Annotated in this window: 18 protein-coding genes and 1 riboswitch; of the genes, 7 read left to right on the top strand and 11 right to left on the bottom strand. The window is 68.9% G+C overall.

Annotation, left to right across the window (positions count from 1 at the left end; genetic code table 11):
* The first annotated feature begins 54 nt into the window (after positions 1–54).
* From ACTJLF_RS29350 to ACTJLF_RS29335, 4 genes are all read left to right on the top strand, one after another.
* Entirely contained in the window at positions 55–1,416 is a 1,362-nt protein-coding gene (locus tag ACTJLF_RS29350; protein ID WP_132755605.1) for a M20/M25/M40 family metallo-hydrolase, read from the top strand.
* 100 nt (positions 1,417–1,516) lie between these two features.
* On the top strand, positions 1,517–1,978 hold the full coding sequence (locus tag ACTJLF_RS29345; protein ID WP_020723009.1) for a YidB family protein: 462 nt from the start codon (positions 1,517–1,519) through the stop codon (positions 1,976–1,978).
* Positions 1,979–2,080: 102 nt separating this feature from the next.
* Positions 2,081–5,014 (top strand): DUF4132 domain-containing protein, encoded by a 2,934-nt coding sequence (locus ACTJLF_RS29340; protein WP_440884444.1) that lies wholly within the window; start codon positions 2,081–2,083, stop codon positions 5,012–5,014.
* Positions 5,011–6,195: an MFS transporter gene (locus tag ACTJLF_RS29335; protein WP_440884443.1), complete on the top strand. Its 1,185-nt coding sequence runs from the start codon at positions 5,011–5,013 to the stop codon at positions 6,193–6,195. Before ACTJLF_RS29340 ends, ACTJLF_RS29335 begins: the two co-directional genes overlap by 4 nt.
* Here ACTJLF_RS29335 and ACTJLF_RS29330 read toward each other — a convergent pair.
* Together ACTJLF_RS29330 and ACTJLF_RS29325 are read right to left on the bottom strand one after the other, a co-directional pair.
* On the bottom strand, positions 6,167–7,024 hold the full coding sequence (locus ACTJLF_RS29330) for a lysophospholipase (protein WP_440884442.1): 858 nt from the start codon (positions 7,022–7,024) through the stop codon (positions 6,167–6,169). The genes ACTJLF_RS29335 and ACTJLF_RS29330 overlap by 29 nt on opposite strands.
* Positions 7,021–8,532 (bottom strand): M20 family metallopeptidase, encoded by a 1,512-nt coding sequence (locus tag ACTJLF_RS29325; protein ID WP_132755613.1) that lies wholly within the window; start codon positions 8,530–8,532, stop codon positions 7,021–7,023. The genes ACTJLF_RS29330 and ACTJLF_RS29325 overlap by 4 nt, the downstream gene beginning before the upstream one ends.
* A gap of 95 nt (positions 8,533–8,627) precedes the next feature.
* Between ACTJLF_RS29325 and ACTJLF_RS29320 the strand changes: the two genes are divergently transcribed.
* A complete protein-coding gene (locus ACTJLF_RS29320) occupies positions 8,628–9,398 on the top strand; it encodes a DUF72 domain-containing protein (protein ID WP_440884441.1) in 771 nt (256 codons plus the stop codon).
* A gap of 108 nt (positions 9,399–9,506) precedes the next feature.
* Here ACTJLF_RS29320 and ACTJLF_RS29315 read toward each other — a convergent pair whose 3' ends face one another.
* The gene (locus ACTJLF_RS29315) at positions 9,507–10,028 is read right to left on the bottom strand and encodes a bactofilin family protein (RefSeq protein WP_019653684.1); all 522 of its coding nucleotides are present in this window, start codon (positions 10,026–10,028) and stop codon (positions 9,507–9,509) included.
* Between the two features lie 114 nt (positions 10,029–10,142).
* On the opposite strand from ACTJLF_RS29315, the gene ACTJLF_RS29310 reads away from it, so the two are divergent.
* Positions 10,143–11,093 carry an ion transporter gene (locus tag ACTJLF_RS29310; protein ID WP_145759483.1) on the top strand — a complete coding sequence of 317 codons (951 nt, stop codon included), beginning with the start codon at positions 10,143–10,145 and terminating at the stop codon, positions 11,091–11,093.
* Here ACTJLF_RS29310 and ACTJLF_RS29305 read toward each other — a convergent pair.
* The 4 genes from ACTJLF_RS29305 to ACTJLF_RS29290 form a co-directional block, all read right to left on the bottom strand.
* Complete coding sequence (locus ACTJLF_RS29305) at positions 11,038–11,625, bottom strand: IMPACT family protein (RefSeq protein WP_126183595.1); 588 nt, start codon at positions 11,623–11,625, stop codon at positions 11,038–11,040. The genes ACTJLF_RS29310 and ACTJLF_RS29305 overlap by 56 nt on opposite strands.
* A 7-nt stretch (positions 11,626–11,632) precedes the next feature.
* Positions 11,633–12,223 carry a methionine biosynthesis protein MetW gene (metW, locus tag ACTJLF_RS29300; RefSeq protein WP_440884440.1) on the bottom strand — a complete coding sequence of 197 codons (591 nt, stop codon included), beginning with the start codon at positions 12,221–12,223 and terminating at the stop codon, positions 11,633–11,635.
* Positions 12,220–13,383 carry a homoserine O-succinyltransferase MetX gene (gene metX / locus ACTJLF_RS29295; protein WP_019653680.1) on the bottom strand — a complete coding sequence of 388 codons (1,164 nt, stop codon included), beginning with the start codon at positions 13,381–13,383 and terminating at the stop codon, positions 12,220–12,222. The genes metW and metX overlap by 4 nt, the downstream gene beginning before the upstream one ends.
* A gap of 229 nt (positions 13,384–13,612) precedes the next feature.
* The gene (locus ACTJLF_RS29290) at positions 13,613–14,176 is read right to left on the bottom strand and encodes a TMEM165/GDT1 family protein (RefSeq protein WP_019653679.1); all 564 of its coding nucleotides are present in this window, start codon (positions 14,174–14,176) and stop codon (positions 13,613–13,615) included.
* 17 nt (positions 14,177–14,193) lie between these two features.
* Positions 14,194–14,372: riboswitch (yybP-ykoY riboswitch) on the bottom strand.
* 272 nt (positions 14,373–14,644) lie between these two features.
* On the opposite strand from ACTJLF_RS29290, the gene ACTJLF_RS29285 reads away from it, so the two are divergent.
* The gene (locus ACTJLF_RS29285) at positions 14,645–15,169 is read left to right on the top strand and encodes an RNA recognition motif domain-containing protein (RefSeq protein WP_126183593.1); all 525 of its coding nucleotides are present in this window, start codon (positions 14,645–14,647) and stop codon (positions 15,167–15,169) included.
* A gap of 143 nt (positions 15,170–15,312) precedes the next feature.
* On the opposite strand, the gene ACTJLF_RS29280 is transcribed toward ACTJLF_RS29285, so the two are convergent.
* Genes ACTJLF_RS29280 through ACTJLF_RS29265 form a run of 4 tightly spaced genes read right to left on the bottom strand, consistent with a single transcriptional unit; the run spans position 15,313 to position 18,327 of the window.
* Complete coding sequence (locus tag ACTJLF_RS29280) at positions 15,313–16,101, bottom strand: SDR family oxidoreductase (RefSeq protein ID WP_132755621.1); 789 nt, start codon at positions 16,099–16,101, stop codon at positions 15,313–15,315.
* A gap of 14 nt (positions 16,102–16,115) precedes the next feature.
* Positions 16,116–16,781, bottom strand: coding sequence for an LPS export ABC transporter periplasmic protein LptC (gene lptC / locus ACTJLF_RS29275; protein ID WP_184606017.1), 666 nt, complete (start codon positions 16,779–16,781; stop codon positions 16,116–16,118).
* Positions 16,778–17,326 (bottom strand): KdsC family phosphatase, encoded by a 549-nt coding sequence (locus ACTJLF_RS29270; protein ID WP_019653675.1) that lies wholly within the window; start codon positions 17,324–17,326, stop codon positions 16,778–16,780. The genes lptC and ACTJLF_RS29270 overlap by 4 nt, the downstream gene beginning before the upstream one ends.
* Positions 17,326–18,327 (bottom strand): KpsF/GutQ family sugar-phosphate isomerase, encoded by a 1,002-nt coding sequence (locus ACTJLF_RS29265; protein WP_019653674.1) that lies wholly within the window; start codon positions 18,325–18,327, stop codon positions 17,326–17,328. Before ACTJLF_RS29265 ends, ACTJLF_RS29270 begins: the two co-directional genes overlap by 1 nt.
* Between the last annotated feature and the right edge of the window lie 98 nt (positions 18,328–18,425).

Genomic DNA, 18,425 nt, shown 5'->3' with positions numbered 1-18,425 from the left:
CAGCCTGAGAAACAATCGTTACTTCTTTAAGACAAAAGAAGGACTCCCGCGCCCATGTTCAAGTTGCCCGGCCTGCTGCGCCTCGCCCCTCTGACACTTGCCGCGACGCTGCTTTGCGCGGCTCAAGGCGCGCTCGCCCAGCCCCAGGCCGTCGCCCCGACGCCCGCTCAGGTCAGCCCCGAGATCGACCAGGCTTTCACCCAGCTGATGGCGTCCCCCGCCATCCAGAAGCTGCTGGACGCGGTCAGGGCCGACCACGACCGCTCGATCGAAGACCTGAAGATGCTCACCGAGATCGAGGCCCCGCCGTTCAAGGAGCACCGGCGCGCCGAAGCTTTTCTCGCCCGCATGAAGGCGCTCGGGCTGACGAGCGCGAAGATCGACGCCGAAGGCAATGTGGTCGGCCTGCGCAGGGGCACGGGCAACGGGCCCAAGCTGCTGATCTCGGCCCATCTCGACACCGTGTTCCCCGCCGGCACCGACGTGAAGGTCAAGGAGCGCGACGGCCGGCTCCATGCGCCGGGCATCGCCGACGACACGCGCGGCCTCGCGGTGCTGCTCTCGTGGCTCAAGGTGCTCAACGACAACAGGATCCAGACCGTGGGCGACCTGATGTTCGTCGCCAACGTGGGGGAGGAAGAACTCGGCAACCTGCGCGGCATGAAGGCGATCTTCCGCGACCACCTCGACATCGACGGCATGGTGGGGCTCGAGCCTTCGGCGCCCGGCTCGGTGCTGGTGCTGGGCACCGCGAGCCACCGCTACGAGGTCACTTTCCAGGGGCCCGGCGGGCACAGCTTCGGCGCCTTCGGGCAGGTGCCCAGCGCGATCCACGGCATGGGCCGCGCCATCGCGAAGATCGCCGACATCCGCACGCCGAGTTTCCCGAAGACGACGTTCACCGTCGGCACCGTGAGCGGCGGCACGTCGGTGAACACCATCGCGCCCGATGCGCGCATGGCCATCGACATCCGTTCGGACGACATGGCCTCGCTGCTGGAGACCGAGAAGAAGATCCTTGCGGCCATCGACGAGGCCGTGGTCGAGGAGAACAGACGCTGGAACGTCAGCACGCTGAGCGTGAGCACCAAGCTCATCGGCGAGCGCCCCGGAGGCCGTACGCCGCCCGACTCGCCGATCGTCGAAGCCGCGATCCGCTCGAACGCCGCCTTCGGCAACAGGACGCTGCTGCGCGGCGGCAGCACCGACGCCAACGTGCCGATCTCGCTGGGCGTGCCGGCGATCATCGTGGGCGGCGGAGGAAGGGCCTCGGGATTCCATTCGCTGAGCGAGTCCATTGACATGACAGATGCGTGGAAAGGCGCGCAGAATTCGCTCGTCACCGTGCTCGGCCTGGTGGGCGTGCAGGGAGTCAGCCCCGCGCTGCTCGCCAAACGGACGGCACGTACCAAGTAATTTGTCACGTTGCCGGTTCGAAAGTGGCGTGGCACTTTCGACTTACGGTCCGCGGCATTTAACAATGTTGGCGGTTCTGTCACACACCAAGGAAACAGCCATGGGATTGCTCGATTCGGTACTCGGCCAGGTGCTCGGAGGCGCTGCGCAACAGCAGCAGCCGCAAGGTGGAGGCCTCGGCGGTCTGGGTGATCTGGGCGGCCTGGCCGGCGCGCTGGGCGGCCTGCTCGCCAACAACGGCAGCGTGGGCGGCCTGGGTGGCCTGGTCTCGAAGTTCGAGCAGGCCGGCATGGGCGACGTCATCGGCTCGTGGATCGGCAAGGGAGAAAACCAGCCCGTCACCGGCGACCAGCTGCAGAACGCGCTGGGCAGCGACACCATCGCGAGCATCGCATCCAAGCTCGGCATCAATGCGCAGACGCTCCTGCCGATGCTGGCCACCATGCTGCCGGCGCTCATCGACCAGCTCACGCCCCACGGCAAGGTCCCCGACCAGGGGCTGGGCAACCATGACGACCTGCTGGGCTCGCTCAGCGGTCTGCTGCAAGGCAAGCAGTCCTGAACCGGACTGCCTTCTCCAGCGTTCGAGCGCCCGCGAGGGCGCTTTTTTTTGGCCCGCGCGTGTTGGCCGACAATCCCTGCGGCATCAACGGAGAGCAATGGCATGGCGGGCAGTCGCAAGTCGAAGGGAGAAGACGAGAAGAAAGAGGGCGGCCTCGACGCGCGGCCCGACGGCAAGGTGCGGTGGTCCAAGAGCATGCGCGAGGCGCTCGCGCGGTTCAACGACCGGCCCTGCGGCCAGTGCGGCGGCTCGCTCTCCGACGAGCGCAGCCTGGCCGACAGCCTCGACTTCTTCCGCCGCCACCGCTCCAGCTTTTATCCCCCGCGCGCCGCGCGGCTGCGCATGCTCGAGATGCATGGCGCCGCGGCAGCCGAGCTGCTCTTCGAGCCCTCGCCGCACAAGGAAGCCGTCACCGACCTGCTGGCCATCCATGACGCGGAGGTGGTGCGCTTCTTCGTCGCGCAGGTCAAGCAGATCGACTGCAAGAACGCGCTGGTGAAGCAGGCGGCTCGCTGGCCGCTCTTCGTGCTGCGCGAACTGCTGTCGGCGAACCCGGCGCGGCACCAGGCCGGGGCCGCGCTGATCCTGGAGCTGCTCGCGGCGAACCCCGAATGGCAGAAGCCGCTCGAGGCCTCCTGCGACGAGGCGCAGCGCAAGACGCTCGCGCGCCTGCAGGAAGACGGCTCTCCCGGCGTGGCCGACGCATCCGCCGACGACTGGCCCGCGCTGCTGCGCCGCCCGCCATGGAAGAACCGGCAGGCGCTGCCCGTCATCCCGGTGCTGGCGCTGCAGCCGCTGCCACCGACAGCGCGGCTGCATTGGGCCGACCTGCAGCCGCCGCAGTACCTGCAGGCCACGGGTGACCTGTCCGACTGGCTGGCGCGCGAGGTGCGCGTCTCGCGCGATCGTTCGAACCAGTGGATGACCGAGTTCCCGCGCCACCAGCCCAATGCGCCGGATGCCATCCGCGAAGGCGGCAGCGTGCACAAGGCGCTGTGGATGCTGGGCCTGCGCCCCGAACTCGTCGACGACGTGGCCGCCGGGCGCCGCGAGATCGCCGGACCCGAGGATTTCGGCTCGCTCCCGGGCACGCGCTGGGGCGTGGCCGAATACATCTGGCAGCTGCCCGCGCCGCTGGCCGTGGCGGCGTTCACGCACGGGCCGGCCGTCGATCACTTCATGGGCGACGTGGCGCGCGTGCGGCCCATCCTCCACGCCCTCGGCGCGGACGCGCTGCCGGGGCTGCCGCGCTTCCTCAAGCAGGGCTCGCGCGCGATGTTCGAGCTGGCGTCGGTCATCGAGTGGGACCCGCTCGCCGGCTGGATCGCCAGGGGCTTCCACACCAACCGCTGGGTGCGACGCGAGGCGGCCGCATGGCTGGAACGCTACCCCGACACCGCCGCGCGCGGCCTCGTCCCCATCGCGCTGGGCGAGCCCGGCGCCGCGCATGAATCGGCACAGGCCGCGTTGCGCTGGCTGCACGACAACGGCCATGCCGATGCGGTCCGCAAGCAGGCACGGGCCTACGGCGCCGAAGCCGCCGACGCAGTGGCGCAGCTGCTGTCCATCGCGCCCGAGGACGTGCTGCCCGACAGCCTGCCCGCGGTGCCGAAGACGCTGCCGCTGCCGACGCTGCCCCGGCTGATCCTCGCCAAGGACGGCCTCGCGCTGCCGCAGGCCGTGGTGCCCGACGTGCTGATGGCGATGATGCTTGGCAAGGCCGACGCGCCCTATCCGGGGCTCGCCGGGCTGCTGGAGGCGATCACGCCCGACTCGCTGGCACGCTTCGGCCGCGCGCTGCTGGCCTGGTGGATCGGCAACGGCCGCCCGAGCAAGGAACGCTGGATGTTCGCGCTGCAGGGCCGCCTGGGCGACGGCGAGACCGCGCGCCAGCTCTACGGCCTGCTGCGCCAGTGGCGCGCCGCCCTCGACCGCGTGCGCGCCTACGACGCGATGGCCATGCTCGGCGAGATCGGCAGCGACGCCGCGCTGATGCACCTGGCCGAACTCTCGCGCCAGACCCGCTACGACGACCTGCGCACCCGCGCCGACCGCATGCTCGGCGAAGTGGCCGAACAGCGCGGCCTGAGCCTAGACCAGCTGGCCGACCGCACCGTGCCCGAGCTCGGCCTCGATGTCCGCGCGCGCCTCACCCTGGACTTCGGCTCGCGCAGCTTCGAGGTGCGCATGGACGACAGCTTCCAGCCCGTCGTCCACGATGCGAAGGGCAAGGCGCTCAAGACGCTGCCCAAGGCCGGCGCGAACGACGACCCCGGCAAGGCGGCCGCCGCAACGACCCAGCTCAAGGAACTGCGCAAGCTCGCGAAGACCGTCGCCACCACGCAGATCAGGCGGCTCGAAGCCGCGATGTGCGCGCAGCGCCGCTGGAGCCCCGACGAATTCATGCCCTTCTTCGCCAACCATCCGGTGCTGCGCGTGTTCAGCCGGCCGCTGGTCTGGGGCCTGTTCGATGCCGCCGACAGGCTGCAGGGCACGTTCCGCGTCACGGCGGAAGGCGAGCTGGCCGACCTGAACGACGACCCGGTGAAGCTGGCGGAGAACGCGCGCATCGGCCTGCCGCATCCGCTGGACTTCGCAGCGCTCGATGCCTCGCTCGCCGCCGCATGGGGCCAGGTGCTGGCCGACTACGAGCTGCTGCAGCCCTTCGAGCAGCTCTCGCGCCAGTCCTTCGTGCTCGACGATGCGCTGCGCGCCGGCCGCGAGCTGCCGCAGTGGGCCGGCCGCGCGGTGTCGAACGCCGCGCTCATGGGCCTGGAGACGCGCGGCTGGGTGCGCGAGATCGGCGACGGCGGCATGGTCAACGCCTTCAACAAGGGCGTGCCCGGAGAAGGCCAGGTCCGCCTGCAGCTGGAGGAAGGCTGGTTCGTGCAGGACAGCCCCGACGGCAAGGCGCTCCAGACCGTGCTCGGCGTGGCGCTCACCGGCACCGAGCGCACGCTGGGCGACCTGCCCGCCATCGCCTTCAGCGAGATCGAGCGCGACCTGCAGCGCGCGATACGAGAGACCGCACCATGAACCGCAACCTCTGGCTGCTCGCCATCTGCCAGGGACTGCTGCTGACGAACAACGTCACCTTCATCGCCATCAACGGCCTGGTGGGCCTGGCCATCGCGCCGCGCGGCTGGATGGCCACGCTGCCGGTGATGAGCTACGTGATCGGCGGCGCGCTCTCCACCGGGCTGGTGGCGCGCACGCAGCAGCGCTTCGGCCGGCGCGGCTCGTTCCAGACCGGTCTGGCTGTGGCGCTGGTGTCGGCGCTGCTGTGCTGCTTCGCGGCCGTCACCAGGAACTTCTGGCTGCTGTGCTTCGCCACCGTCATCGCGGGCTACTACAACGCCAACGCGGGGCTCTACCGCTTCGCCGCGGCCGAACTGGCGGCGCCGGAATGGCGCGAGAAGGCGGTGTCGATGGTGATGGCCGGCGGGCTGATCGGCGCCGTGGCCGGGCCCAACCTCGCCAAGGCCACGCGCGAGGCCTTCGCCGTGCCTTTCGCGGGCGCCTACATCGCGCTCGCCGCGGTGGCGCTGCTGTCGATGGTGGTGATGCACTTCATCGAATTCCCGCCGGCGCCCGCGCGCAAGGAATCGGGCGGCGGACGCTCGCTGTCGGAGATCGCGCGCCAGCCCGTGTTCATCGTGGCGGCCGCAGCCGGCGCACTGGGCTATGGCGTCATGAACCTGCTGATGGCCGCGACGCCGATCGCGATGCAGATCTGCAGCCTGCCCTTCTCCGACGCCGCGCTGGTGCTCGAATGGCACGTGATCGGCATGTTCGCGCCGGGCTTCTTCACCGGCCACCTGATCCGCCGCTTCGGCGCGCTGCCGGTGATGGGCGCGGGGCTGCTGCTGAACCTCGGCTGCATCGCCGTCGCGCTCTCGGGCGTGGAACTGCATCACTTCATCGTGGCGCTGTTCCTGCTGGGCGTGGGCTGGAATTTCCTGTTCACCGGCAGCACCACGCTCTCGCTCACCGCCTACGCGCCCGAGGAGCGCGACCGCGCCCAGGGCGCGCTCAACTTCTGCGTGTTCGCCACGCTGGCGCTGACCTCGTTCGCCTCGGGCGTGCTGGTGACCACGCAGGGCTGGCAACTGCTGAACGTCGGCTCGCTGGTGCCGGTGGTGCTGACCGGTGCGGCGCTGCTCTGGCTGGCGCGCCGCAAGCGCGCCGTCAGATCCGCGGCGGAAAGCGCCGGTTGAGCCAGCGCTGCAGGGCCTCGAAGACCGGCTCGGCTTCGAGCTCGTTGAAGATCTCGTGGTACAGGCTGTCGAAGCAGTGCGCCTCGACCTTGCCGCCGGGCGCCGCCGCCGAGGCGAAGGCGCGGCTGGCCGCGGGGCGCACGAGGCGGTCGTCGCCCGCGTAGAGCAGCAGCGTCGGCACGGGCCAGTCCGTGGCCTGCTGCAGCACGATCTGCCCCTCGTACGCGAGGAAGCGCGCGAGGCGCCCGCCGATGCGGTCGTGCGTGAGCGGGTCGTCGCGGTAGGCCTGCACCACGGCCGGATCGTGCGAGAGGAAGTTGTCGTCCAGGCCGTTGCCCACGCGCAGCCCGGGCGCAATGCGCGGCAGCACCGCGAGCAGCATCTTCTGGAAGCCGCTCAGCCCCGGGTCGAGCCCCGGCGAGGAGAGCACCAGCGCATCGACCTGCCGCACGCCGCGCGCGACCAGGCTCGCCGCCACCAGGCCGCCGAGGCTGTGGCCCAGCAGCACCAGCGGCAGGCCGGGGTTCTCGCGGCGCGCGTCGTCGATGACCAGCGCGAGGTCATCCACCAGCCGCAGCTCGCTCGGCAGGCCGCCGCGCGGGCCGCTGGATTCGCCGTGCCCGTAGTGGTCGTGCGCCCACACCGCGAAGCCCCATTCGTGCAGGTACTCGGCCAGGCCGTGGTAGCGGCCCGCATGCTCGCCGAGCCCGTGGACCACGACGACCACGGCGCGCGCCGGGCCGGGCGCGGGCAGCCGGCGCAATGCGAGCGTCTCGCCGCCGGGCGTGGACAGCGAAACGCGCTGCAGCAGAGGCAGCGCCTCGCTCAAGCGGCCACCGGCTCCGATGCTGCTGCGCGGTGCGCGGCCGGCAATGCGGCGATCACTTCGGCCACGGCAGCAGTGAGCTTCTTGGCATAGGGCACGTGCAGGAACTCGTTGGGGCCGTGCGCATTGCTCTTCGGGCCGAGCACGCCGCAGACCATCATCTGCGCCTTCGGGAAGCCGGCACTGAGCATGTTCATCAGCGGGATGGTGCCGCCCTGGCCGATGTAGCCGCAGGAAGCGCCGAAGTGCGCCTTCGAGGCCTTGTTGAGCGCGTCCTCGAACCATGGCGTGATGGTGGGTGCGTTCCAGCCGGTGGCGCCGCCGTTGCTCTCGAAGGTGACGCGGGCCTGGTAGGGCGCGTTGTCCTCCAGCAGCGTCTTGAGGTTCTGCACGGCCTCGGCCGCGTCCACCAGCGGGGGCAGGCGCAGCGACAGCTTGAAGGCGGTGTAGGGGCGCAGCACGTTGCCCGCGTCCTTCAGCGCCGGGAAGCCTTCGGCACCGGTCACCGACAGCGTGGGCTTCCAGGTGCGGTTGAGCAGCGCCTCGACCGGGTCGGTGGTGGTGGGCAGCGCGAACACGGTCGAGCCGCCGCAGTCGTAGTGCGCCCACGGGAAGCGCTTGTAGACCTCCTCACCGAGGATGGCGGCGGTGGCCTTGGCCTGCGCGAGGCGGTCGGCGGGCACTTCGCAGTGGAAGCTCGCGGGCAGCAGGCGGCCGGTGGCGCTGTCCTCGAGCCTGTCGAGCACCTGCCGCATGATGCGGAAGCTGGAGGGCACGAGGCCCGAGGCGTCACCCGAGTGGATGCCCTCGGTCAGCACCTCGACCTTGAGCGTGCCGCTGGCCATGCCGCGCAGCGACGTGGTGAGCCACAGCTGGTCGTAGTTGCCGGCGCCGGAGTCGAGGCAGATCACGAGCTCGACGTTGCCCAGGCGCGGGCGCAGCGCGTCGACGTAGGGCAGCAGGTCGTAGGAGCCGCTTTCCTCGCAGGTCTCGATCAGGCCGACGATGCGCGGATGCGCCGCGCCCTGGTTCTTGAGCGCCTGCAGCGCGGCGATGCTGGCGTACACCGCGTAGCCGTCGTCGGCACCGCCGCGGCCGTAGAGCAGGCCGTTCTCGTACTTGGGCGTCCAGGGGCCGAGGTCGTTGCGCCAGCCGGTGAACTCGGGCTGCTTGTCGAGATGGCCGTACATCAGCACGGTCTCGCCCATGTCGGTGCCGGTGGCCGGCACTTCGAAGAACAGCACCGGGGTGCGGCCCTCCAGGCGCACGATCTCGAGCTTCAGGCCCTCCACCTTCTGCGCCTCGACCCACGCGGCGGCGTTGCGCAGCACCGTCTCGAGATAGCCGTTGGCCGACCAGTCCTTGTCGAAGCCGGGCGACTTCGCGGGGATGCCGATGTAGTCGGTGAGTTGCTTGAGGATGTCGCCGTCCCATTGGGCGGTGACGTCGGACAGGGCGCGCTCGGCGTCGAGCGTGCCGGCGGGCATTTCGCGGTGCAGGGGGGCGTTCATCGGTGGGTTCTCCGCGGGTGACGAAAGAAAGGACGCATTTTGCGCCTTGGAGCGACCGCGCGTAGAGTGCGGGCGATCTCAACCCGGAGGGCCACGTGAGCAAGGCAAACATCAAGGTGGGCATCGGCGGCTGGACCTACGAGCCCTGGCGCGACAACTTCTATCCCAAGGGGCTCGCGCACGCGAAGGAACTCAACTACGCGAGCCGCAAGGTCAGCGCCATCGAGATCAACGGCACCTACTACAGCACCTTCAAGCCCGAGACCTTCCGCAAGTGGCGCGACGACACGCCCGACGACTTCATCTTCTCGATGAAGGCCTCGCGCTTCGCGACCAACCGCAAGCTGCTGTCGGGCGCGGGCGACTCCATCAAGCGCTTCATCGACAGCGGCGTGGCCGAGCTCGGCGACAAGCTCGGGCCGATCGTGTGGCAGTTCATGCCGACCAAGCAGTTCGACGCGGAGGACTTCGAGGCTTTTCTCGCGCTGCTGCCGAAGAAGGAGGGCAGCCGCGCGCTGCGCCACGTGATGGACGTGCGGCACGAGAGCTTCATCGTGCCCGCCTACAAGGCGCTCGCGAAGAAGTACAAGGTGTCGACGGTGTTCACCGACGCCGACAAGTTTCCGTCCTTCGAAGAGCCCGAGGGCGACATCGCCTACGCGCGGCTGATGATGGCCGACGCCAAGCTGAAGCTGGGTTATGCGCCGAAGGCCCTCGACACATGGGCCGAGCGCGCGCAGGGGTGGGCCACGTCGCCGAAGAAGCGCGACGTGTTCGTCTACTTCATCAACGGCGCAAAGGAAAAGGCACCGGCTGCTGCCGGTGCCTTGCTGGAGCGTCTTGGATGGACCGCGCCTGCCACGTGAAAGGCGCCCGTGGGCGCCTCCGGGCCGCTCCCCAGGCGATCCGCGCCATCCCCCTCGAGGGATGGATTTACACGCAGCGAAGCGAAGTGAAAAGCCGGGGGACCGACTTCAGGCCGCAGCCTGCAGCGAGGGCTTGGCGGCGCCGAAGCTGATCTCGCCGGAGATCTGGCCGCCTTCCTCGATCACGATCTTGCCGTAGCGGATCTTGCCCGTGACCTTGCCGGTCGAGTGGATGACGAGCTTCTCGCGCACGGTGAGGCTGCCGTCGAACACGCCGCGGATCTCGGCGATGTCGATCTCGGCGGAGCCCTTGAACGCGCCCTGTTCGGCGATCTGCATCAGGCGCGAGTCCATGGTGGCTTCGACCAGGCCTTCGACCACGAGCGTGTCGCAATCGGTGATCTCCACGCCCTTGAGCTTGATGTTGGGACCGACGGTCAGCTTGCTGCCGCCTTCCTTGGCCGGCGCGGTCGCGGGAGTGTTCAGGCCGCCTTGCTGTGCGGTGAGCGAAGAAGGATTGACGGGGCTTCCGGAGAGGTTGGTGCCCGAGCCGACGAGCGGCGCGGGGCGCGATGTCAACGAATCGGTGTCACGATCACGCTTGCCGAAGAAGGGGGACTGTGTAGCCAAAGGGGAGCTCCTCATGAAAGGGACTATCGTAAGAACGCACTCACGGCCTGCGGCACTTCATTGCGCAAGAAGCGTAACTGAATAAGTCGATCGCGCGCATGACAATGTGGCGCCATGACCCGCCAGAACACCGCAGCCGACGCCACGCCTTCCACCATGCCCGCATCGCGCGCCATGTCGGCCTCTTCGGACTCGCGCTTCGACAAGCCCGCGCACGGCTGGCGGCGCACGCTCTTCACGGTGATCTTCGAGGCCGACACGCGCGCAGGGCTGTGGTTCGACCTCGCGCTGATCGCGGTGATCGTGGCGAGCGTGCTCGTGGTGATCCTCGACAGCGTGCAGTCCATCCGCGAGCAGTGGCGCTCGGTGTTCAACGTGCTCGAATGGGTGTTCACGGCGCTCTTCACGCTGGAGTACATCGCACGGCTGAGCTGCGTGAACAGGCCGCTGCGCTACGCGACGAGCTTCTACGGCGTGATCGACCTGCTCGCGCTGCTGCCGACCTTCCTCGTGGTCTTCGCGCCGGAGATGGGGCTGGGCTATCTCATCGACGTGCGCATCCTGCGACTGCTGCGCGTGTTCCGCATCTTCAAACTATCGCGCTACTCGGTCGAGTACCGCGCGCTGGTCTCGGCGGTGGCGGCGAGCCGGCGGAAGATCACCGTGTTCGTCGGCTTCGTGATGCTCGTGGTGCTGGTGATGGGCACGCTGATGTACGTGGTCGAGGGGCCGCAGCACGGCTTCACCAGCATTCCGGTGGCGGTCTACTGGGCGATCTCGACGATGGCCACCGTGGGCTTCGGCGACCTCGTGCCCAAGACCGACCTCGGCCGCGCGATCGCCTCGGTGATGATGCTGGTGGGCTGGGGCGTGCTCGCGGTGCCGACCGGCATCGTGACCGCCGAGATGGCGCGGCGCGGGAGCGACGACGAACCGGCCGTCCTGCCGGTGGCGCAGCGCGGCGTTCTCGCGATGGTCGAGCCGGCACCCGCGGTCCCGGCGAAGAGGCTCACTCCTGCGGCCAGACGACGCGCCCTTGCGCAGCATCGCCGAGGCGCGCGATGAAGGCGTCGGCCTCGGGCTCCGGCAGCGAGAAGGCGAAGGCCACGTCGTCGCCGTGCTGCACGCCCTCGAGCACCGCGCCCGCGGCAGCGAGCTCGCGCCGCACCAGCCCTTCGAGCGCATAGGGCACCGAGCAGCGCAGGCTGCGCTGGCGCAGGAGCGGCACCAGCGTGGCGCCGAGCAGGGCCTGCGCGACCGCATCGGTGTAGGCCCGCACGAGCCCGCCCGCGCCCAGCTTCACGCCGCCGAAGTAGCGCACCACGGTCGCGAGCGCACCCTCGACCTGCTGGTGGCGCAGCACTTCCAGCATCGGACGTCCTGCGGTGCCGCCGGGCTCGCCGTCGTCGTTCGCGGCCGACTGCCCGCCCGCCATGAGGGCCCAGCACACGTGCGCCGCCGCGGGATGCTCGGCACGCAGCGAGGCGACCACGGCCAGTGCCGCCGCGCGGTCGGCCACCGGCTGCACGCAGCCGATGAAACGGCTCTTCTTGATGACGAGCTCGCTGTGGACCGGCTGTGCGAGCGTAAAGCTCATCGCGCTATCAGCCGCCGCCGCGCTCGAACTTGAAGGCGGCCGTGCTGGCGCGCGCGTTGGGCAGCCAGCGCACGTCGCGGCCGTTCTGCAGCCCGAAGGCGTCGAGGATGCGAAGGTTGTTCTTGCCGGCCAGCACCTCGAAGTCCTTGAAGGTGCCGACGCGGATGTTGGGCGTGTCGTACCACTGGTAGGGCAGGCGGCGCGTGACGGGCATGCGCCCGCGCGCCACGCTCAGGCGGTTGGGCCAATGCGCGAAGTTGGGGAAGGCGACGATGCCGATGCGGCCCACGCGCGCTGTCTCGCGCAGCATGACCTCCGCATTGCGCAGGTGCTGCAGCGTGTCGATCTGCAGCACCACGTCGAACGAGGCGTCGTCGAACATCGCGAGGCCTTCGTCGAGGTTGAGCTGGATCACGTCGACGCCGCGGCGGATGCACTGCAGCACGTTGCCGTCGGCGATCTCCACGCCGTAGCCGGTGCAGCCGCGCTCGCGCTGCAGCAGGTCGAGCAGGGCGCCGTCGCCGCAGCCGAGGTCAAGCACGCGCGAGCCCTGCGGCACGAGCTCCGCGATGAGTCTTTGGTGTTCGAGGTCGCTCATTGCTGGAACTCCTTGGCGACACGCTCGAAGTAGGAGCGCACCACGCCCATGTAGCGCACGTCGTCGAGAAGGAAGGCGTCGTGGCCATGCGGCGCGTCGATCTCGGCGTAGCTCACGTTGCGGCTGTTGTCGAGCAGCGCCTTGACGATCTCGCGGCTGCGCGCGGGCGAGAAGCGCCAGTCGGTCTTGAAGCTCACGAGCAGGAACTTGGCGCGCGCCTGGGCCAGCGCGGCGCTGAGCTTGCCGCCGTGGTTGCGCGCGGGGTCGAAGTAGTCGAGCGCGCGGGTGATCAGAAGGTAGGTGTTGGCGTCGAAGTACTCGCTGAACTTGTCGCCCTGGTAGCGCAGGTAGCTCTCGATCTGGAACTCGACGTCCTGCGTGGAGTAGCGGTAGTCCGCGCCTGCCGCCTCGCCTTCCACCGCGCTGCGCAGGATGCGGCCGAACTTGGCGTTCATCACGTCGTCGCTGAGGTAGGTGATGTGGCCGATCATCCGCGCGATGCGCAGGCCGCGCTTGGGCACCACGCCATGTTCGTAGAAATGGCCGCCGTGGAAATCGGGGTCGGTCACGATGGCGCGGCGCGCCACTTCGTTGAACGCGATGTTCTCGGCCGTGAGGTTGGGGGCGCTGGCCACCACCACGGCGTGGCGCACGCGCTCGGGATACTGCAGCGTCCACGAAAGGGCCTGCATGCCGCCGAGGCTGCCGCCCATCACGGCGGCGAGCGTCTCGATGCCGAGCGCGTCGAGCAGCGCGGCCTGGGCGTCGACCCAGTCCTCGACCGTCACCACGGGGAAGTCGGCGCCGTATACACGGCCCGTGGCGGGGTTGACGTGCATGGGGCCGGTCGAGCCGAAGCAGGAGCCGAGGTTGTTGACGCCGATCACGAAGAAGCGGTCGGTGTCGACCGGCTTGCCCGGACCCACCATGTTGTCCCACCAGCCCTCGGAGCGGGCCTGCCCCTGGTAGACGCCGGCGACGTGGTGCGATGCGTTGAGCGCGTGGCACACGAGCACGGCGTTGCTGCGATCGGCGTTCAGGGTGCCGTAGGTTTCGTAGGCGAGCGTGTAGTCGCTGATCGATGCGCCGCTACGCAGGGCCAGCGGGCCTGCGAACTGCATCGACTGCGGAGTGACGACCAAAGGTGGCGACGAAGACATGAATGAAAAAACCCGGCCTCGCCAAAAACGAGCCGGGTTGTTCGCCAACTGACTGTCTTTAGCTGCATTTATCAAGCGCCCGCAAGCTGAAGCAAATCGGCGCAGAGAGAGTATATCCCCCAGGCTTCGCGCACTGCGTGTCGCTTCGCCTACCCCCTTGTGAAGGGGGCAACACCTGCGGCCCGGCAAAGCCGGTTCCGCGGTGTTCCTGGGAGGGGGACGGTGTTTTTTATATGCCGACGATCATGAGAACGCCGAGCACCAGGAAGATCGCTGCCGAGATGCCGTGCACGAGCTTGATCGGCACACGCCGCACGATCTTCTCGCCGAGCCACACCACAGGCGCGTTCGCCAGCATCATGCCCAGCGTTGTGCCCACGACCACCCAGAAGTAGTCGTGCGTGAAGCGGGCGGCGAGCATGACGGTGGCGATCTGGGTCTTGTCGCCCATCTCGGCGAGGAAGAACGCGACGACCGTGGTGCCGAAGACGCCGAACTTCGATGCACCGGGGGCGTCATCGTCGTCGAGCTTGTCGGGGATCAGCATCCAGACGGCCATCGCGATGAACGAGCCGCCCAGTATCCAGCGCAGCACCTCGGGTCCGAGCCAGCGCGTGAGGTAGTTGCCGACCGCGCCCGCGAGCGCGTGGTTGATGACGGTGGCGGCGAAGATGCCGAGGACGATCGGCCAGGGTTTCCTGAAACGCGCGGCCAGGAGAAGGGCCAGGAGCTGGGTCTTGTCGCCCATTTCCGCGAGCGCGACGACGCCCGTTGCTACGAGAAAAGCTTCCATGATGACGTGGGGTTCCTTGGGCCGAAGGACGCAATTGACCGTGCAACACCTTCGGCCATATTCCCGAAGTTGCACGGTCAAAGGTCTCGCCAGGTGTTTTTCACTGCACGCGCCATATCCTGGTGGGACAGGACAAGTCTGTTGACGCGGGCCCTTCTCGCAGATCGGAAGGCGGCTACTCCCCAATGACGATCGGAATTCTACATGCAGGCACGGATGTAGGGCGAAGGACTTCGCTTCATCATGAGAGTATGCGCAAACTTCCGAATTGTTTTGGCAGGTGCTACCTCAAGAAGCAAATTCCCGCTTGCAATTCGGATATTTCACCCATAATGCACGAGCCTCCCTCTTCAATTTGGTCGGGAGGCAGTTCGGTGATCGGTCAGTTTCGCGCGACTCGACGCTCTCGTTTGAGTGATGCTTTCGGGACTCCATCGCTTTTCTTGATGTGTTTATAGGAGTCCCTTGATGGGCAACAAACTGTACGTCGGCAACCTGCCTTACTCGGTGCGCGACGGAGATCTCGAACAAGCCTTCGGGCAGTTCGGCGCCGTGACCAGCGCCAAGGTCATGATGGAACGCGACACCGGTCGCTCGAAGGGCTTCGGCTTCGTCGAGATGGGCAGTGACGCGGAAGCACAGGCCGCAATCAACGGCATGAACGGCCAGCCCCTGGGCGGCCGCAGCGTCGTCGTCAACGAAGCACGTCCGATGGAAGCCCGTCCTCCGCGCAGCGGCGGCTACGGCGGCGGCGGCGGCGGTGGTGGTGGTTATGGCGGCGGTGGTGGCGGTGGCTACGGCGGCGGCGGCGGTGGCGGCTACGGTGGTGGCGGTCGCTCCGGCGGCGGTGGCGGCTACGGCGGCGGTGGCCGCAGTGGTGGCGGCGGCGGTGGTGGCGATGGCGGTTTCCGCAGCCCCTACGGCGCAGGCCCCCGTGGCGGCGGCCGCTCGGGCGGTGGCGGTGGTTACGGCGGCGGCAACAGCGGCTACTGAACCCTGCGACACTCCTGCAAAGCACACTCAGACTGAAAAGGCTCCCTCGGGAGCCTTTTTCTTTGCCTGACCACTTATCTGCTTGTTTGCTTGTCTGCCGGTGGATTCGGTCCGACCGGATGCGATCAGACCGCCGAGTTTCTTCAGGCTTCGCCGCTTCGCTTCTTGCGCTCGCGCCCCTGCACGACCCGGTCGAGCACGGCGTTCGGCAGCATGCGCATGATCTTCGCGACCACACCCATCTGCCAAGGGATCACGCGATAGCTGGTGCCGGCCTCGATGGCACGCAGCGCCTGGGCGGCGAAGTCTTCCGCCTTCATGAGGAAAGGCATGCCATAGCGGTTGCCCTGCGTGAGCGGCGTGTCGATATAGCCCGGGCACAGGGTGACGACCTTGACGCCGCTCCTGTGCAGTTCGCCGCGCAGGCTCTCGCAGTACGCCACCACGCCGGCCTTGCTGGCGCAGTAGGCGCCGTGCCCCGGCAGTCCGCGGATGGAGGCCACGCTGCCGATGCCAACCAGCCGCCCGCTGCCGCGCCGGACCATCGCCCGCACGAAGGGATGGAAGGTGGCCATCAGGCCCACGTTGTTGGTTGCGAAGGTGCGCGCCATCACGTCGATGTCCTCGCGCTCCCCCGTGTCGATGCCGACGCTGATGCCCGCATTGGCGATCACCACGTCGGGCAGGCCGTGCTGTTCGATGCACGCGTTGCCGGCGGCGACGATGCTGTCGGTCTGGGCGACGTCGGCACCGTAGACCCGGTAGCGGTCGGGGCTCAGCCGGCGGGCGCTCGCCCACGATTCGATCTCTCCCGTGCGCCGCGCGACCAGCGCCAGCCGGTAGCCCGCGTCGTAGAAGCTCGCGGCCAGTGCCTGGCCGATGCCGCTGGAAGCGCCGGTGATGAAGACGAGCGGGGAGCTGCCGTTGGCCATGCGACGAATCTTCCTCAGCGCTTCTTGGCCGGCGCGGGAGCCGCGGCAGCTGCCGCCGACGGGATCAGCACGCCGCGCACCCGGCCGTTCAGGTTGGCCACGCCGCTGAGGTTGTCGTAGTCGAGCGTGTCGCCGGTGAACTGGTCGGTGCCGCGGATGAGCGTGACCGGCTTGTTCGAGGTGACGCGCTCGGTGTCGACATAAGCATGCAGGAAATCGCCGCGGAACTCCAGCTGCGGCGTGGGCTTGCCGTTCGGTCCCACGGAGGGGTCGCGGATGACGATCGCATTGCCGAAGAGCTGGATCTCGCTGCCGTCGGAATTCGACAGCCCGCGGTCGGCGCTGCCGCGCGTCACGAGCCCCTCGGGGGACACCGAGCGCATGCGCACCTTGTCGATCTCGATGGTGTCGGTGTCGGGGTAGTGCCGGCCTTCGACGCCGTGAAGCTCGCTGCGCAGGTCGCCGTTGGGCAGGAAGTTCTTGATGACGAAGTCGCGCATGAAGTAGTCGGGCTCGTGCGTGGGCGCGACCTTGGGAGTGGGCTCCAGCAGCTTGGGCGCGTTGCGCACCAGCCAGTAGGTGCCGAGCGCGACGGCGGCCGTCAGGATGATCGGCAGGTAGATCGTGGCGCGGTCGAGGCCGTCGCGCACCATGCCCCATGCGCGTTTCATGCCGCTCATGCGATCGGCCCCCGGGCTGCGTCGAGCATGACGCGGTACTGGCCGCAGGCCGTGAGCAGCAGGTCGCAGAACTCCCGCGCCGCGCCTTCGCCGCCGCGGGCCTTGGTCACGTAGCGCGCGATGCCGCGCACTTCCGCATGGGCATTGGCCGGCGCCGCGGGGAAGCCCACGCGCGATAGCACCGGCAGGTCGGGCCAGTCGTCGCCGATAGCCGCGGCCTGCGCCCAGCCGAAGCCGAGCTGGTCGAGCATAGCCTGCGCGGCGGGCAGCTTGTCTTCGGTGCCGTAGCGCACGTGCTCGATGCCCAGCGCCTCCAGGCGCACGCGCAGCGGCTTGGAATCGCGCCCGGTGATCACCGCCGGCACGATGCCCGCCTTGCGCAGCAGCTTCAGGCCGTAGCCGTCGAGAATGCTGAAGCGCTTGAGCGTCTCGCCGTGCTCGGTGAAGTACACGCCGCCGTCGGTCAGGACGCCGTCGATGTCGAAGAAGGCGATGCGCACGTCCTGCGCGGCGAGCAATGCCTCGGCCTGGAACTCGAGCGGCATCAGATGACTTTCGCCCGCATCAGGTCGTTGGTGTTGATCGCGCCGACGACCACGCCTTCGCCGTCGATCACGAACAGCCGCGTGATGCCGCACTGCTCCATGAGCTCGGCGGCCTCCACCGCCAGCGCGTCGACCCGGATGGTGCGCGGGTTGCGGTGCATGACCTCGGCCGCCCTCGGGCTGCGCAGGTCGGCGCCGGCCTCGATCAGCCGGCGCAGGTCGCCATCGGTGAAGATGCCCGAGGCACGGCCGTCGGGCTCCACCACGGCCGCGGCGCCGAAGCCCTTGTTGCTCATGGCGCGCATCAGCTCGCTGATGTTGGCGTCGGGTGCCACGCGCGGGACGTCGTCGCCCGAGCGCATGACGTCGCTCACGTGGGTGAGCAGCTTGCGTCCGAGCGCGCCGCCCGGATGCGAGCGCGCGAAGTCTTCCGAGCCGAAGCCGCGTGCGTCCAGCAGCGCCACGGCCAGCGCGTCGCCCATCGCCATCTGGGCGGTGGTGCTGGCGGTGGGGGCGAGGTTGAGCGGGCACGCTTCCTTGGACACGCCGGCGTCGATCACGATGTCGGCGTGGCGGGCGAGGGTGGATTCGGGGCGGCCGGTCATGGCGATCAGGGGCACGCCCTGGCGCTTGACGACCGGCAGGATGACGGTGAGCTCGTCGACCTCGCCGCTGTTGGAGATGGCGAGCACCAGGTCGACCGACTTGATCATGCCCAGGTCGCCGTGGCTGGCCTCGGCCGGGTGCACGAACATCGCCGGCGTGCCGGTGGAAGCGAGGGTGGCGGCGATCTTGCGGCCGACGTGGCCGCTCTTGCCCATGCCCATCACGACCACGCGGCCGCGCACTTCGAGGATCTTGCGCACGGCCTCGACGAAGCTCGGGCCGACGCGGCTCTTCAGGCCGGCAACGGCTTCGGCTTCGATGTCGAAGGTGAGGCGTGCCCGGGCCAGGATGGCCTCGGGATCGGCCACGGGGGCCGGGGCGGGACGGGAGCTCATCGCCGGATTTTACGGGCCCGCGGCTCGCCCCCGCGCCCGGCGGGCCCCTTGCGGCACGGGCACGCCGGCCAGCCTGCGCCGCGCGGCGCCCGGTGTCC

This window comes from Variovorax sp. 22077 (assembly GCF_052044195.1).
GTDB lineage: Bacteria > Pseudomonadota > Gammaproteobacteria > Burkholderiales > Burkholderiaceae_C > Variovorax > Variovorax atrisoli.
This window is presented reverse-complemented; position numbering and strand designations above follow the sequence as displayed.

Bases quoted from the DNA above. Each gene is read 5' to 3' on its own strand.
- ACTJLF_RS29290 (WP_019653679.1), bottom strand. From the start codon at position 14,176: ATGGAAGCTTTTCTCGTAGCAACGGGCGTCGTCGCGCTCGCGGAAATG.
- ACTJLF_RS29305 (WP_126183595.1), bottom strand. From the start codon at position 11,625: ATGAGCTTTACGCTCGCACAGCCGGTCCACAGCGAGCTCGTCATCAAG.
- ACTJLF_RS29325 (WP_132755613.1), bottom strand. From the start codon at position 8,532: ATGAACGCCCCCCTGCACCGCGAAATGCCCGCCGGCACGCTCGACGCC.
- ACTJLF_RS29350 (WP_132755605.1), top strand. From the start codon at position 55: ATGTTCAAGTTGCCCGGCCTGCTGCGCCTCGCCCCTCTGACACTTGCC.
- ACTJLF_RS29335 (WP_440884443.1), top strand. From the start codon at position 5,011: ATGAACCGCAACCTCTGGCTGCTCGCCATCTGCCAGGGACTGCTGCTG.
- ACTJLF_RS29285 (WP_126183593.1), top strand. From the start codon at position 14,645: ATGGGCAACAAACTGTACGTCGGCAACCTGCCTTACTCGGTGCGCGAC.
- ACTJLF_RS29345 (WP_020723009.1), top strand. From the start codon at position 1,517: ATGGGATTGCTCGATTCGGTACTCGGCCAGGTGCTCGGAGGCGCTGCG.
- ACTJLF_RS29265 (WP_019653674.1), bottom strand. From the start codon at position 18,327: ATGAGCTCCCGTCCCGCCCCGGCCCCCGTGGCCGATCCCGAGGCCATC.
- ACTJLF_RS29270 (WP_019653675.1), bottom strand. From the start codon at position 17,326: ATGCCGCTCGAGTTCCAGGCCGAGGCATTGCTCGCCGCGCAGGACGTG.
- ACTJLF_RS29340 (WP_440884444.1), top strand. From the start codon at position 2,081: ATGGCGGGCAGTCGCAAGTCGAAGGGAGAAGACGAGAAGAAAGAGGGC.
- metW (WP_440884440.1), bottom strand. From the start codon at position 12,223: ATGAGCGACCTCGAACACCAAAGACTCATCGCGGAGCTCGTGCCGCAG.
- metX (WP_019653680.1), bottom strand. From the start codon at position 13,383: ATGTCTTCGTCGCCACCTTTGGTCGTCACTCCGCAGTCGATGCAGTTC.
- lptC (WP_184606017.1), bottom strand. From the start codon at position 16,781: ATGAGCGGCATGAAACGCGCATGGGGCATGGTGCGCGACGGCCTCGAC.
- ACTJLF_RS29310 (WP_145759483.1), top strand. From the start codon at position 10,143: ATGACCCGCCAGAACACCGCAGCCGACGCCACGCCTTCCACCATGCCC.
- ACTJLF_RS29280 (WP_132755621.1), bottom strand. From the start codon at position 16,101: ATGGCCAACGGCAGCTCCCCGCTCGTCTTCATCACCGGCGCTTCCAGC.